The 13,427-nt window shown below is 72.4% G+C and carries 11 protein-coding genes; 7 read left to right on the forward strand and 4 right to left on the reverse strand.

Annotated features, from left to right (window positions below; genetic code table 11):
- Nucleotides 1-256: 256 nt before the first annotated feature.
- Nucleotides 257-1,498 (forward strand): MFS transporter, encoded by a 1,242-nt coding sequence (locus ACH47X_RS15220; protein ID WP_397405449.1) that lies wholly within the window; start codon nucleotides 257-259, stop codon nucleotides 1,496-1,498.
- Between the two features lie 195 nt (nucleotides 1,499-1,693).
- Nucleotides 1,694-2,713 (forward strand): class II fructose-bisphosphate aldolase, encoded by a 1,020-nt coding sequence (gene fbaA, locus ACH47X_RS15225; RefSeq protein ID WP_020015710.1) that lies wholly within the window; start codon nucleotides 1,694-1,696, stop codon nucleotides 2,711-2,713.
- A gap of 95 nt (nucleotides 2,714-2,808) precedes the next feature.
- On the opposite strand, the gene ACH47X_RS15230 is transcribed toward fbaA, so the two are convergent.
- Both ACH47X_RS15230 and ACH47X_RS15235 read right to left on the reverse strand, forming a co-directional pair.
- The gene (locus tag ACH47X_RS15230) at nucleotides 2,809-3,288 is read right to left on the reverse strand and encodes an STAS domain-containing protein (protein ID WP_020015711.1); all 480 of its coding nucleotides are present in this window, start codon (nucleotides 3,286-3,288) and stop codon (nucleotides 2,809-2,811) included.
- An 83-nt stretch (nucleotides 3,289-3,371) separates the two neighbouring features.
- Nucleotides 3,372-3,710: a hypothetical protein gene (locus tag ACH47X_RS15235; protein WP_397405450.1), complete on the reverse strand. Its 339-nt coding sequence runs from the start codon at nucleotides 3,708-3,710 to the stop codon at nucleotides 3,372-3,374.
- Here ACH47X_RS15235 and ACH47X_RS15240 point away from each other — a divergent pair.
- The gene (locus ACH47X_RS15240) at nucleotides 3,697-5,976 is read left to right on the forward strand and encodes a SpoIIE family protein phosphatase (protein ID WP_397405451.1); all 2,280 of its coding nucleotides are present in this window, start codon (nucleotides 3,697-3,699) and stop codon (nucleotides 5,974-5,976) included. The two genes, ACH47X_RS15235 and ACH47X_RS15240, sit on opposite strands and share 14 nt — an antisense overlap.
- A gap of 79 nt (nucleotides 5,977-6,055) precedes the next feature.
- Here ACH47X_RS15240 and ACH47X_RS15245 read toward each other — a convergent pair whose 3' ends face one another.
- The gene (locus tag ACH47X_RS15245) at nucleotides 6,056-6,460 is read right to left on the reverse strand and encodes an STAS domain-containing protein (protein ID WP_397405452.1); all 405 of its coding nucleotides are present in this window, start codon (nucleotides 6,458-6,460) and stop codon (nucleotides 6,056-6,058) included.
- 161 nt (nucleotides 6,461-6,621) lie between these two features.
- On the opposite strand from ACH47X_RS15245, the gene ACH47X_RS15250 reads away from it, so the two are divergent.
- The 3 genes from ACH47X_RS15250 to purD all read left to right on the forward strand — a co-directional run bounded on the left by ACH47X_RS15250 (nucleotide 6,622) and on the right by purD (nucleotide 9,756).
- Nucleotides 6,622-7,065, forward strand: coding sequence for a DUF3151 domain-containing protein (locus ACH47X_RS15250; protein WP_397405453.1), 444 nt, complete (start codon nucleotides 6,622-6,624; stop codon nucleotides 7,063-7,065).
- Between the two features lie 76 nt (nucleotides 7,066-7,141).
- Complete coding sequence (locus ACH47X_RS15255) at nucleotides 7,142-8,434, forward strand: adenylosuccinate synthase (protein ID WP_142032192.1); 1,293 nt, start codon at nucleotides 7,142-7,144, stop codon at nucleotides 8,432-8,434.
- 32 nt (nucleotides 8,435-8,466) lie between these two features.
- Complete coding sequence (gene purD, locus ACH47X_RS15260; RefSeq protein WP_397405454.1) at nucleotides 8,467-9,756, forward strand: phosphoribosylamine--glycine ligase; 1,290 nt, start codon at nucleotides 8,467-8,469, stop codon at nucleotides 9,754-9,756.
- 21 nt (nucleotides 9,757-9,777) lie between these two features.
- Here purD and ACH47X_RS15265 read toward each other — a convergent pair whose 3' ends face one another.
- Complete coding sequence (locus ACH47X_RS15265; protein ID WP_397405455.1) at nucleotides 9,778-12,162, reverse strand: substrate-binding domain-containing protein; 2,385 nt, start codon at nucleotides 12,160-12,162, stop codon at nucleotides 9,778-9,780.
- A 96-nt stretch (nucleotides 12,163-12,258) separates the two neighbouring features.
- On the opposite strand from ACH47X_RS15265, the gene ACH47X_RS15270 reads away from it, so the two are divergent.
- Nucleotides 12,259-13,353, forward strand: coding sequence for a LacI family DNA-binding transcriptional regulator (locus tag ACH47X_RS15270; protein WP_397405456.1), 1,095 nt, complete (start codon nucleotides 12,259-12,261; stop codon nucleotides 13,351-13,353).
- The last annotated feature ends 74 nt before the right edge of the window (nucleotides 13,354-13,427 follow it).

The following is a 13,427-nucleotide window of genomic DNA, read 5'->3' on the forward strand; positions in this document are numbered from 1 at the left end:
TCCTGGGGAAAATCTTCGGCCTTACCGTTCCTTGACCTGATGTGGTGTTCGGCAGGTGGCGCGGGCCTGTTCGGCAGTTGGCCTGTCGGTTCGGCTGTTGGCATCGAGATCGGCTCAGGCCTGAGCCGATCTCGATGCCAACTGCCGAGTCTGCGGTGCAAACTGCCGCGTCCCGCAGCAGAGGGCCGAGTCTGCGGTGCAAACTGCCGCGTCCAAATCCGTTGCCCGCCGCAAGCGGCTCCGACAGGATCGACGGGTGACCCGGCGATCCCTCGCACGTGACCGGAACTTCGTCGTCTTCTGGGGGACCCAGACCTTCTCGGTGCTGGGCGACTCGTTCTCGGTGATCGCGTTCCCGCTGCTCATGCTGGAGGCCACCGGCTCGCTGGTGCAGATGGGCCTCCTGACGAGCGTCATGGCCGTGGGGTCTCTCTCGATGGGCCTGGTGGGCGGGGCGATCGTCGACCGGTTCGACCGACGCCGGCTGCTGATCGCGTGCGACGTGGCGCGCCTGCTCCTGTTCGCCGCCGTTCCCGTGGTCTGGGCGATCGACCCGCAGGTGTGGCTGCTGTTCGTCGTCGCGGGCGTGGCGTCGGTGTTCGGGCAGCTCTTCCAGATCACCTACATCACGGCCGTGCCGAACCTCGTGGGCCGCGACCGGGTGGCCGAGGCCAACGGGAAGCTCCAGGCCACGGCCTCGCTCGCCAGCATCGGCGGGCCGGCGCTCGCCGGGCTGGTCGCGGCGGCGCTCGGCGTCACCGCGGCGATCGCGATCGACGCCGCCACCTTCGGCATCTCGGCGCTCGGCCTCCTCGCGGTCCGGCTCACGCGGACGGCGCCCACGGCGTCGGACCGGGCAGGTCTCGGGCGGGACCTGCGCACGGGGTTCGTCACGGGCGCCCGGTTCCTGTGGCGCCACCCGGTGCTCCGGGTCCTGACCGTCTTCCTGACGATCACCACGTTCGTCACCCTCGGCCTGACCGACGTGATCATCTACCAGGTGCGGCACGGCCTGGGGCAGAGCGAGACCGTGGTCGGCTACGTGATGGCCGCGGCCGGTGTCGGCACGTGCGTTGCGGCGGCCATGTCCGCGTGGCTGCGCCGCAAGCTCGGGTTCGGCGCGCTCTGGCTGGGCGCCATGACACTGTGCGGCACGGCGGCGGCGGTCCTGGCCCTGAGCCAGGACGTGCTGGTCATCGGGGTCGCGGTGCTCGCGTTCTGGTTCGGGCTGATGCTCGCCGCGGTCTCCTCGATGTCGCTGCGCCAGATGGTCACGCCCGACGCGCTGCTCGGGCGCGTGACCGCCGCGTTCTGGACCATCCACCACAGCCTCGCGCCCCTCGGCGCCGCCGCGCTCACGGCCTCGGCGGCCCGGTTCGGCGCGTCGCGGCCGCTGCTCGCCGTCGCGGTGATCTACCTCGGCGTGGTCGCCGTCGCGTCCTTCAGCCCGATCCGCGGCCGCAACCCCGAGGCCGTGCCGCTGCCGCCCGCCCGGTGACGCGAGGCGCCCGACGTCGTCCGTGGGCCCGCCCGATGGTGCCGGAAACATGAAAACCACAGTGTTTCGGCCGTTCGACTGTCGAACGACCGCACACGACCACTGGTGGATCGTGGCAAGATCGATGGTGCATCCCCGGGCGGCCTTGGACACTCTTGCGACCGCCCACCTCACCATTCGTTTGGAGTTTCGCAGATGCCCATCGCAACCCCTGAGGTCTACGCCGAGATGATCGACCGGGCGAAGGCCGGCAAGTTCGCCTACCCCGCGGTCAACATCACCTCGTCGCAGACCGTTACTGCCGCACTTCAGGGCTTTGCCGAGGCGGAGTCGGACGGCATCATCCAGGTCTCCGTGGGCGGCGCCGAGTACGCCTCGGGCTCGACGGTGAAGGACCGCGTCTCGGGCTCCCTCGCGCTGGCGGCCTACGCCACCGAGGTGGCCAAGGGCTACGGCGTCAACATCGCCATCCACACGGACCACTGCACGGCCGACAAGCTCGACTCCTGGGTCAAGCCGCTGCTCGCCATCGAGGCGGAGCAGGTCAAGAACGGCGGCCTGCCGACGTTCCAGTCGCACATGTTCGACGGCTCCACCGTGCCGATCGAGGAGAACCTCGTGATCGCCGCCGAGCTGCTCGAGCTGTCGCAGGCCGCGCGCACGATCCTCGAGATCGAGATCGGCGTGGTCGGTGGCGAGGAGGACGGCCACACCGCCGAGATCAACGACAAGCTCTACACCACGCCCGAGGACGGCCTGGCCACGATCAAGGCCCTGGGCGCCGGCGAGCGCGGCCGCTACCTGACGGCCCTGACCTTCGGCAACGTGCACGGCGTGTACAAGCCGGGCGCCGTCAAGCTGCGTCCGGAGATCCTGCTCGACATCCAGAAGGCCGTGGGCGCCGAGATCGGCAAGGAGATGCCGTTCGACCTCGTCTTCCACGGTGGTTCGGGCTCGACGGCGGAGGAGATCTCCGCGGCCGTCGACAACGGTGTCATCAAGATGAACATCGACACCGACACCCAGTACGCGTTCTCGCGTCCGGTGGCCGACCACTTCTTCAAGAACTACGACGGCGTGCTCAAGGTGGACGGCGAGGTCGGCAACAAGAAGGCCTACGACCCGCGCGCCTGGGGCAAGACGGCCGAGGCCGGCATGGCCGCTCGCATCGTCGAGGCCTGCCAGCAGCTCCGGTCGGCGGGCCACAAGATGTGAGCATCTCGCTCGCTGATCGGTAAAAGGTCAGGTGGTCGGCAGCCCGAGCTGCCGACCACCTGACCTTTTGCCGATCATCCAGTTATGGGGCCAGCTCAGGAAGCCGGCGGCCCGCCCACACCCGCGGGCGCGGGCGTGGTGCCCGACGGCGGGCCCGACGGGCCGTCGTCGTCCAGCTCGAAGCCCGGGTCCTCGTCCACGATGTCGAGGAGGTCGCCGATCCGGGTGACCTCCAGCAGGAAGCGCACCGTCGGAGGAGCCCGCAGCACACGCACGCGGTGCGGGCTGCGGCTCGCGAGGCGCGCCAGGAACGCGACGCCGGACGAGTCCATGAAGGTCACGTGGTGCGCGTCGATCTCGACGGGAAGACGAGACTCCTCGGCCGCGGCCGTCGCCTCGTGCAGGTCGCCGCCGATGTCGGCGTCGATCTCCCCGGAGAGCACGATCCGTGCACGTGAGCGGCCCACGATGACGTGGATGCTCGCCGGGTCGCCGATCTCGGGGGTCTGGTGGCCGGGGTCCTGGGGGCTCCCGCCCTGCGGACCGCGCGGCGGGTCGTAGGTTCCGTCCTGCACGGTTCTCCTTCCGGGAGCAGTGGTCGTGACGCTGTATCGGTCCGATGATAGAGGTTGAGATTCAGATCTCGGACTGTCCCAATCTACGGTTGAATGTCCTGCTGGAACAGCACCTTGAGCAACAGATCCCGTAGGGAGGGCATTTTGACCGATTCATCCGGTCTGACTCCGTCCTCTCCGCCGCCGCGCCATCCCGGTCTTTCCGTTTTCGGCCTCGGTCCGACGCAGGACGGAATATCGAACGGCATCAGGGACGAAAGGTCCAGCGGCGCGCCGAACGCATCAACGAACGCAGCATCCAGCGCACCTTCCGACGCATCTCCCGACGTGCCGGTGAACGCCTCGTCCAACGACACGCCGAACGGTGGCCACGGCACCGGTCGCCCGGCGCCCCCGCCGGCCGCGAGCGTGCCGCCGAGCATCCCGTCCGCCACGTCCTCCGGCGGCGGCTACGGCGGTCCTGCCCGCGAGTCCCGCGCGTACACCGGCATCCCGCGCACCCTGCCGCCGTCGGTCGGCGACGTCGTGCTGCGCGCCGCCGTGACCGTGGGCATCGCGGTCTTCCTGACCGGCCCCACCGAGGACGGCATGCCCATGCTGTGGGCCAACCAGGCGTTCGAGCGGTACGCAGGCGTGCGGTTCAGCGACTTCGCCGGCTACACCGTGCGCCGCCTCGGCGAGATGCTCGTCGAGCCGCAGGACCTGGAGCGGATGACCGAGCTGGTCAACGCGGGCCAGGAGGTGCACGCGACGGTGCGGTCCCACCTGCGCGGGGGCACCCACGGCTGGGCCCAGCTCACCCTCACCCCGGCCCGTGCCGGCCACGACGGCCGCATCACCCACTGGGTCGGCTTCAGCGTCGACGTCTCCGACCACATGGAGCGGCACGCCGCCCAGCTCGCCAGCCTGGAGATCGAGCGCCAACAGCGCGAGGACCTCGACCTCATCGCGCAGACCACCGAGATCCTGACCGACCTCGAGTACCCGTACGCCCTGCGCGACATCGCCGAGCTGCTCCAGACCATGGTGCGCTGGGCCGGCTTCTACGTGAACGACGACGGCCTCAAGCACGCGGCCGGTGTCGACGTCGCCGCCCCGCCGAGTGGCCGCGGCCGCCGGCACGCCCGGTACATCGAGGGCGACAACATCGCCGACAAGTCCCAGCGCCGCCGTCCGCAGACGGACGCGCTCGGCGACTCGGTGACCACGGGCCCCATGCCGATCCTCGAGGTCGTGGACTCGGTCCAGGACGTGCTCGACGGCGTGCTCGACGGCCCCGTCACGCTGCACCTGGACATCCCGCACGCGCCGCACTCGGCGTCGGGCTGGCTGCAGCGCGACCTCACGCTGCGCCTCGCGGACGAGCTCGGCAAGGCGCCGGACTCCGTGGTGGTGCACCCGGTCGCCGGGCGTCGTGACGTGCTCGGCCTCGTCGTGATCGTGCCCGACGAGGACGAGCCGGGCGACTACGTCGAGGCCGACGAGCCCGACACGCTGCGCACCGTGATCGAGGTGGTGGCCCGCCGTGCGGGCAGCGCCATCGACAACGCGCGGATGTACGCCCGCGAGCACCGCCTCGCCGAGACCCTGCAGCGCGCCATGCTCCCCGAGCAGGCCGACGTCGCCGGCCTCGACGTGTGGACCTACTACGCGCCGAACGCCGAGCACGCGCAGGTGGGCGGCGACTGGTACGACGTGCTGCAGATCTCGCCGGACCTGGTCGGGCTCGTGATCGGCGACGTCGTCGGGCACGACGTCGAGGCGGCCGCCACGATGGGCCAGCTCCGCTCGGTGGTGCGCTCCTACGCGTTCGAGCTGTCCACCCCGAGCCGCGTGCTCGAGCGTGTGGACCAGCTCGTGGCGGGCATGGGCATCCCGCGCTCGGCGAGCATGGTGTACGCCTCCCTGAAGCGCGAGGAGGAGCCGGACGTCTGGACGGTCGGCTACTCGCGCGCCGGCCACCTGCCGCCGCTCCTGCTGCGCGGCGGCGAGGTGATCAAGCTCGACGACGGCGGCGGTGCGCTCGTCGGCTTCGGCTCCCGCGAACGGACCACCGGCGAGGCCCGGCTCCGCCCCGGCGACACGCTGCTGTTCTACACCGACGGCCTCATCGAGCGCCGCGACCGGTCCCTGCGGCTGGGCCTGGAGGCCCTGCTGGAGACGGCGTCGGCCATCACGGCCCGCGACGCCGCAGGGGTGGGCGAGGAGCTGCTGTCCCGTCTGGCCGACGCGCCGGAGGACGACGTGGCGATCGTCGTGGTCCGCATCCCGGACCCGGCGGGCGACGCCACGGAGACGGCCCTCTCGCCGCGCTGGCGGCGCTGGATGCTGCCGAGCGAGCCGTCGTCGATCGGCCGTGCGCGGCACGCCGTGCTGCGCACCTGCCAGGCCTGGGGCATCGAGGAGTCGGCGCAGGCCGAGCTGGTGGTCTCGGAGCTGGTGGCCAACGGCGTGCTGCACGGCTGGGGACACATCGCGCTGCGCCTGTACGACACGGGCGACGGCCTGCGCATCGAGGTCGAGGACAACAACCCGGCGCCGCCGGTCGCGACGGACGGGCACCCCAACCGCCTGGGCGGGTTCGGCATGCAGATCGTGGACCGTCTGGCCGAGTGGGGCTGGCGCCCGTCGGGCAGCGGCAAGCTGGTGTGGGCCAAGCTCCGTCGGCAGCCGACCCCGCCCAAGTAGAACCGCAGCGCACCCGGTGGTGCGCTGCGGTGCTACCTCGCCACGGCTTCTGTCTTCGCGCCGAGCGGTGGATAACGTTTTACGCCGTGGACACGTCGCGGTGGGATAACGGTGAGGTGTCGTCGTCCCGGGAGGTCAGCACCGCGAACCCCGACTCGGGGGCGGACGGCTCGCAGGAGTGTTCGTCGTCCACCCGGAAGAGCTCCATGGCGCCGCACACCTCGAGCACGAAGAGGTCCCGCTCGTCGGCCCCGCGGATGACGGTCGCTCCGCCGCGCTTGCGGCCGGCGTCGGCCAGCGAGATGAGGAACGCTGCCCCGGTCGAGTCCATGAACGTCACCCGGCACATGTCGATGACCAGCAGCTGTCGGCGCAGGCCGACCACGCGCGCCGCGATCTCCGGGAACTGGTCTCGTTCGGCGAGGTCAAGGTCGCCGGCGATCACGAGCGTCGTCGTCGTGGGAGACGTCGCGATCTCGATCATGTGTCGAGCGTAACGACTGTTGCTCGATCGCACCGGATGAAAGGCAAAATTCACCGTCTGCGCTGGCGCGAGGGGCAATCCTGTGCGACCTCTTTGTGCCCTGTTGTCCCCCGCCGGTGCCAGGTGCCTCGCCCATGACCCCGAGGTGTGAGAATTCGACCATGAGCTCCCACGAGAACCTGCTGCAGGGTCCGGCCCCCACGCTGCTTTCCGACGACTTCCCCGCTGCCCGCGAGCGTCTGGCCGGCGGGGACGACCCGGTGGCGGTCGCGGCCGACGCGCCTGCGTCGTCCCTGGTGTGGGCGGTCCTGGCCGAGGGAGCGCTCGCGTCCGGCACCGCCGCGGGGAACGTGGAGGCCTACGCGTACGCTCGCACGGGCTACCACCGCGGGCTGGACGCGCTGCGCCGGTCGGGCTGGCGCGGGCAGGGCCCCATCCCGGCCTCCCACGTGCCCAACCAGGGCTTCCTGCGTGCGCTGCTGGCCCTCTCGGAGGCGGCGAGCCGCATCGGCGAGCAGGACGAGGCCGAGCGTTGCGCCCAGTTCCTGGGCGACTCCGGCACGTCGGTGGACGAGGTTCGCGCCCTGGTGCCGACCACGAAGTAGACTCGGGCGCGGCTCGCCCGCGCCCTCGATGCGCACCCGGCGGAGCAACCCTAGGAATTCGAGAAGGTGGAGATCCATGCCAGGCGTCGTGCTCGTCGGGGCCCAGTGGGGCGATGAGGGCAAGGGAAAGGCGACGGACCTCCTGGGCTCCCGCGTCGACTACGTGGTCAAGTTCAACGGTGGTAACAACGCGGGGCACACGGTCGTCATCGACGACGAGAAGTACGCCCTGCACCTGCTGCCGTCGGGCATCCTGTCGCCCGGCGTGGTGCCGGTCATCGCCAACGGCGTGGTGGTCGACATCGAGGTCCTGTTCGAGGAGCTGGACGCGCTGATCGCGCGCGGCGTGGACGTGTCCCGCCTGCTCGTCTCGGGCAGTGCGCACATCATCGCGCCGTACCACCGCACCATCGACAAGGTGACGGAGCGGTTCCTCGGCAAGCGCCGGATCGGCACCACCGGCCGGGGCATCGGCCCGGCGTACGCCGACAAGACCAACCGCGTCGGCATCCGCATGTGGGACCTGTTCGACGAGAAGATCCTGCGGGCCAAGATCGAGGGCTCGCTGGACCAGAAGAACCACCTGCTCGTGAAGGTCTACAACCGGCGCGCCATCACGGTGGACGAGACGCTCGACGAGCTGCTCCAGTACGCCGACCGCCTGCGGCCCATGGTCACGGACACCGCCGTCGAGCTGAACAAGGCGCTGGACGCGGGCAAGAACGTCCTGTTCGAGGCCGGCCAGGCCACGATGCTCGACATCGACCACGGCACCTACCCGTTCGTCACCTCGTCGAGCGCGACGGCGGGCGGCGCGGTGACCGGCTCCGGCGTCGGGCCCACGCGGATCGACTCGGTGATCGGCGTCATCAAGGCGTACACGACCCGCGTGGGCGAGGGGCCGTTCCCCACGGAGCTGTTCGACGACAAGGGCGAGTTCCTGCGCAAGACGGGCGGGGAGTACGGCGTCACCACGGGCCGTGCGCGGCGCACCGGCTGGTACGACGCCGTGATCGCCCGCTACGCGACGCGCATCAACGGCCTCACCGACATCGTGCTCACCAAGCTCGACGTGCTCACCGGCATGGAGAAGGTCCCGGTCTGCGTGGCCTACGACGTCGACGGCGTCCGCTACGACGAGATGCCCACCGACCAGACGGCCTTCCACCACGCGAAGCCGATCTACGAGGAGCTCGACGGCTGGTGGGAGGACATCTCCCAGGCCCGCTCCTTCGAGGACCTGCCCAAGAACGCGCAGGCCTACGTCCACGCGCTCGAGGCGATGTCGGGCACCCGGATCTCCGCGATCGGCGTCGGCCCCAAGCGCGACGAGATCATCCCCGTCCACGACCTCATCCACACCCGCTGAGCCCGTACCCACCAAGAGAGCCCTCCGCCACTGTGAAGATCCTCGTCATCGGCACCGGTGCCCGCGAGCACGCCATCGTCCACTCGCTCGACCGGGAGAACGTCTCCGGCGTCGCCTCCCACGAGCTGCACGCCGCGCCCGGCAACCCGGGTATCGCGGGGGCGGCCACGCTGCACCCGGTCGACCCGCTGGACGGGGCCGCCGTGACGGCGCTGGCCCAGCGGATCGGGGCGGAGCTGGTCGTCGTGGGGCCGGAGGCGCCGCTCGTCGCCGGCGTCGCGGACGCCGTGCGGGCCGCGGGCATCGCAGTGTTCGGCCCGTCCGGCGAGGCGGCCCGGTTGGAGGGCTCCAAGTCGTTCGCCAAGGAGGTCATGGCCGCCGCGGGCGTGCCGACCGCGATGGCGCACGTGTGCACGGACGTCACCGAGCTCGAGGCCGCGCTGGACGCCTTCGGCGCCCCGTACGTGGTGAAGGACGACGGCCTCGCGGCCGGCAAGGGCGTGGTCGTCACCGACGACCGCGCGGCGGCACTGGCCCACGGCACGGCGTGCCTGGCGGGCGAGAACGGCCGCGTGGTGGTCGAGGAGTACCTCGACGGCCCCGAGGTCTCCCTGTTCTGCGTGTGCGACGGCACCACGGTGGTGCCGCTGGTCCCCGCGCAGGACTTCAAGCGCGTCGGGAACGGAGACGAGGGCCCCAACACCGGCGGCATGGGCGCCTACACCCCGCTGGACTGGGCGCCGGCCGGCCTCGTGGACGAGGTGGTCGCGCGCGTGGCCCAGCCCACGATCGACGAGATGGCCCGCCGCGGCACGCCGTTCTCCGGCGTGCTCTACGTGGGGCTCGCGCTCACCAGCCGGGGTACCCGCGTGGTGGAGTTCAACGCCCGGTTCGGCGACCCGGAGACGCAGTCGGTGCTGGCCCGCCTCGCGACGCCGTTGTCCGACGTGATGCTCGCCTCGGCGCGCGGCCGGCTCGCCGGGCTGGAGCCCCTGCGCTGGCGCCCCGAGGCCTCGGTCACGGTGGTCGTCGCGTCGGAGGGCTATCCGGCGTCGGCCAGGTCGGGTGACCCGATCACGGGCATCGAGGAGGCCCAGCTGCTCGCCGGCGTGCACGTGCTGCACGCGGGCACCGGGCGTTCCGAGACCGGTGACCTGGTCAGCGCGGGCGGCCGCGTGCTGTCCGTGGTGGCGCTGGGCAGCGACCTGGCGGACGCCCGCCGGCGCGCCTACGAGGGCGTGGCGCGGATCGAGCTCAAGGGTTCGCACCACCGGACGGACATCGCGCTGAAGGCGGAGCGCGGCGAGGTCACCGTCCCGTAGGGCGGCGCCCGCCGCGCCGCCTCACCGCGCCACGCCGCGCCGTTCCCGTGCCGGCATGCCGGTCACGTCGATCAGCACGCCGATCATCCGGGCGCGCACGCCGGCGTCGTCGGTCACGGTGGTGGCACGGCAGCGCACCCACATCTCGCGGCCGTCCGCGGCGAGCAGGCGGTGCTCCAGGTCGAGCGGGTCGGTGGCGCCCGCGAGCTGCCGGGCGATCGCGATCTGCACGCTCCGCACGTCCTCGGGGTGCACGCGCCCGGTCCACTCCTCGATGCCGGTGCACGCGGCGTCGTCGGGCAGGCCGACCAGGGCGCGCCAGGTGCGTGAGTAGAAGACCTGCCCGGTCGCGATGTCCCAGTCCCAGGTGCCCTCCAGGGCGACGTCCTGGACCAGCGCGTTGCGCTCCACCTCGGTGCGCAGGTCCAGCACGAGCGCCCGCTCCCGGTCCGCGGCCTCCGCCAGGGCGGCGCGCTGCCGCTGCAGCGACGTCAGCCGGTCCTCCCGGTCCAGCGCGACGGCGACCATCGCCGCCCAGTGGTCGTACTTGTCGCGCGAGCTCGTGGCGCGCGTGTCCACGCCGCCGCCGATCGCCAGCATGCCCCAGTCGCTCTGCCCGAACGTCACCGGGACCACGAACACGACCCCCTCGCCCGAGAGCGCGGGCGGCGGGAACGTGCCCACCGGCATGCGCCTGCCCACCAGCGCCGTCGCCTGGCGGGACGTGGCGGTGGTACCCACGATCTCCAGGGTCCGCGCCGCGTCCACCGGACCGGACGGCGGGCCGGATGTCGCACCGGACGCCCCGGCCGACACGGGTACGCCCTCGGTGTCCGTCCACAGCGCGAGCGTGGCGGGGCTGCGGTGCCCGCGTGGTAGCCAGGTCAGTGCCCGGATCGCGCGCCCGTCGGCGTGCAACAGGTCGAGGTCGAGCTCGTACTGGTCGGTGATCGTCCGTTCGAGCTGTCCCGACCGGGCCAGGAGGGTCTGGGTGCACCCGGCGCTGAGGGCGACCAGCACATCGGTCGCGGTCCGCGTGACGGCGCGGGCGCGGGCGGCCCGGCTCGGGGCGCGGGGCACGCCCGCCGCCCCCGCCGCGCCCGTCCCCGCCGTGCCCGTCCCCGCTGCGCCCGTCCCCGCTGCGCCCGTCCCCGCCGTGCCTGCCTGGCCGGCCGCCTGCCTGGCCGGCGGAGCCGGCTCGTCGCCGGGACCCGTGGGTGCCTGCCCGGTGCGCACCTGCTCCCGGAACTCCTCCTCGACCGACCGCAGCGCGGGGATGAGCTGCTCCAGCGCCTCGGGGTGGGGGCGCAGCACGCGCGTGCTCTCGGCGAGTCCCGTGAGTGTCGCCTGCGTGGGTGGCTGGCCCAGCGCAGCCGCGGCGCGGAACAGCCGCTGCACGCCGCGCATCCACGAGTCCAGGTCGGCCCCCGGGCCGAGGCGCGCCTCGGCGCCGTCGAACGTTGCCCGCGCCACCTCGCCGAACCGGCGCCACGCCGTCGAGCCCTCCTGCGCGGGCAGTCCCTCGAGGAGGGTGCCCGCCCGGGCGTCGAGGCAGCCGCAGGACTCGCGGGTCACCAGCGTGGAGCGCGACAGGTGCTGGCCCGCGACGCGTTCGCCCCGGATCCGGGCGAGGAGCAGGGAGACGGCCAGCTCGCCCACCTGGTCGTGGTGCGGGTCCACGGACGCGAGCCGGGGGCGCACGCGGGCGCCTGCCTCGGAGTGGTCGAAGCCGACGATCGCCTGGTCGCCGGGCAGGGACAGCCCCCGGGCCCGCAGCACGCGGGAGAACCCGATCGCGTTGCGGTCGGTTGCGGCGACGGTCGCCGTCGTCGGCAGACCCCGGCCGCTCATGACGGCCTGCGCCACGGTCGCCGCGCTCGCCTCCTGGTTGTCCGCCGTGCGGTAGAGCCACTCGGGCCGGGGCGTGATGCCGTGGGCGGTGAGCGTCGCGACGTACGCGGCATGACGTTCGACGATGTCGGCCTGGCGCAGGCTCCCGAGGAACCCGATCTCCCGGTGCCCGTGTGCGATGAGGTGCTCCACCGCGGCGCGCGTACCGCCCTCGTTGTCCGGAGTCACCACCGGGGCGTCGATGCTGGTGGTCCGCTCGCTGACCAGCACCACCGGCGTGCCGTCCGCCTCGATCCGGAGCAGGGTGGCCTCGTTGACGGCCGACGTGATGACGATGACGCCGTCGAGCTGGCCGAGGCTCACGGCCGCGGTGCCGGGCGGGCGGTCCGGGAACTGCTCGCGCTCCAGGTCCGCCGGATAGGTCTGCACCGCGACCACGCGATGCCCCTCCGGGCGGACGGTGCGCGCGATCCCGGCGAGCACTCGTCCGAAGTAGTAGCCACCGACCACCGGGGACAGCACCCCGATGACATACCTGCGCTTTCCGATAAGCATGCTTATACACCCGTCTTCGTCGACGCTGTGCAAAATTCACCCAAGGGTGCATGCTACGTGGTTATGGTCCCAACGTCGCGACCGAACCATCCTGAAGTGTCCGATTATTCGACCCCCGTGCGCCGACCGACCATCGTCGACGTCGCACGGGTCGCCGGTGTCTCGACCGCCGTCGTGTCGTACACGCTCAACGGCCGCCGCGGGGTCTCCGCAGCGACCCGGGAGCGGGTGCTCCGCGCGGCGGACCAGCTCGGCTGGCGGCCTGCCACCGCGGCTCGCTCGCTGCGCAGCGGTCCCGCGGCCGCGGCTCTGGTCGTGGTGCACGACCAGCCGTTCGGCACCCGGGCCGCGTTCCCGCTCGACCTGGTGACCGGGGCGCTCCAGACCATCGGTCCCGACACCCTCACGCTCGCCGTCCATGTGGCCGGCTCCACGGCCGAGGCCGCGCAGCTCATGGACCGCTGGTGGACCGAGCGGCGCTACGCCGCGTTCGTGGTCACGGGCATCCGGGCGGACGACGAGAGACTCGCCGCCCTGCGTTCCCTGCCCGCGCCGGCCGTCGTGGTGGGTACCGCGCCGGACGGCGCCCCCGCCACCTGGCAGCACGTGGTGCTCGACGACGACGACGCGTTCGAGCAGGTGGGCGACTTCCTGGCCGAGCTGGGGCACCGGCGGGTCGCGATGGTCGCGGGGTCGGAGCGCCTCGTCTCGCCCGCGCGCCGGGCCGCCGCCCTGGAGGTGGCGCTGGCCAGGCGCGGTATCGGCCTGCGCACCGTCGCGGGCGACGGCCCCGGGCGCGCGGCGGCGGCGCTGCGCCCGCTGCTCGCCGCAGGGGACCGCCCCACGGCGGTGGTGACGGACGACGACGCCACCGCCGGGCTCGTGCTCGACGTCGCCCGGCGGCTGGGTCTCGGCGTGCCGTGGGACCTGTCGGTGGTCGCCGGGACCGACTCGCCGGCGTGCTACCTGACCACGCCGTCGCTCACCGCCGTGCCGTATCCCGTGGAGGAGCTGGGGCGGGCCACCGGCCGGGCGCTGCGCGCGGCTCTCGGTGCCGGTCCCGACTGGCGCGGCACCGGGTCCGGTCCGGGTGGGGAACAGCACCCGAGGGCGGTGGAGCCGCCGTCGGGCACCGTGGCGGTGGGGCGGCTGGTGGTGCGCGGTTCGACGGCGCCGCCACCCGGCGGCTAATCGTTTAAGACGGTTCTGCCGCGGCCAAACGGTAGGCAAAGTTGCGCCATGCCGCGGCGGAACGAGCCGCCGTG

This window comes from Promicromonospora kroppenstedtii (assembly GCF_044389675.1).
Lineage (GTDB): Bacteria > Actinomycetota > Actinomycetes > Actinomycetales > Cellulomonadaceae > Promicromonospora > Promicromonospora kroppenstedtii.

What these genes read in the sequence shown, in the direction of transcription:
- fbaA (WP_020015710.1), top strand. Translation starts at nt 1,694, where the DNA reads ATGCCCATCGCAACCCCTGAGGTCTACGCCGAGATGATCGACCGGGCG.
- ACH47X_RS15235 (WP_397405450.1), bottom strand. Translation starts at nt 3,710, where the DNA reads ATGCTCGGCGGCACGCTCGCGGCCGGCGGGGGCGCCGGGCGACCGGTG.
- ACH47X_RS15245 (WP_397405452.1), bottom strand. Translation starts at nt 6,460, where the DNA reads ATGATCGAGATCGCGACGTCTCCCACGACGACGACGCTCGTGATCGCC.
- ACH47X_RS15250 (WP_397405453.1), top strand. Translation starts at nt 6,622, where the DNA reads ATGAGCTCCCACGAGAACCTGCTGCAGGGTCCGGCCCCCACGCTGCTT.
- ACH47X_RS15255 (WP_142032192.1), top strand. Translation starts at nt 7,142, where the DNA reads ATGCCAGGCGTCGTGCTCGTCGGGGCCCAGTGGGGCGATGAGGGCAAG.
- ACH47X_RS15265 (WP_397405455.1), bottom strand. Translation starts at nt 12,162, where the DNA reads ATGCTTATCGGAAAGCGCAGGTATGTCATCGGGGTGCTGTCCCCGGTG.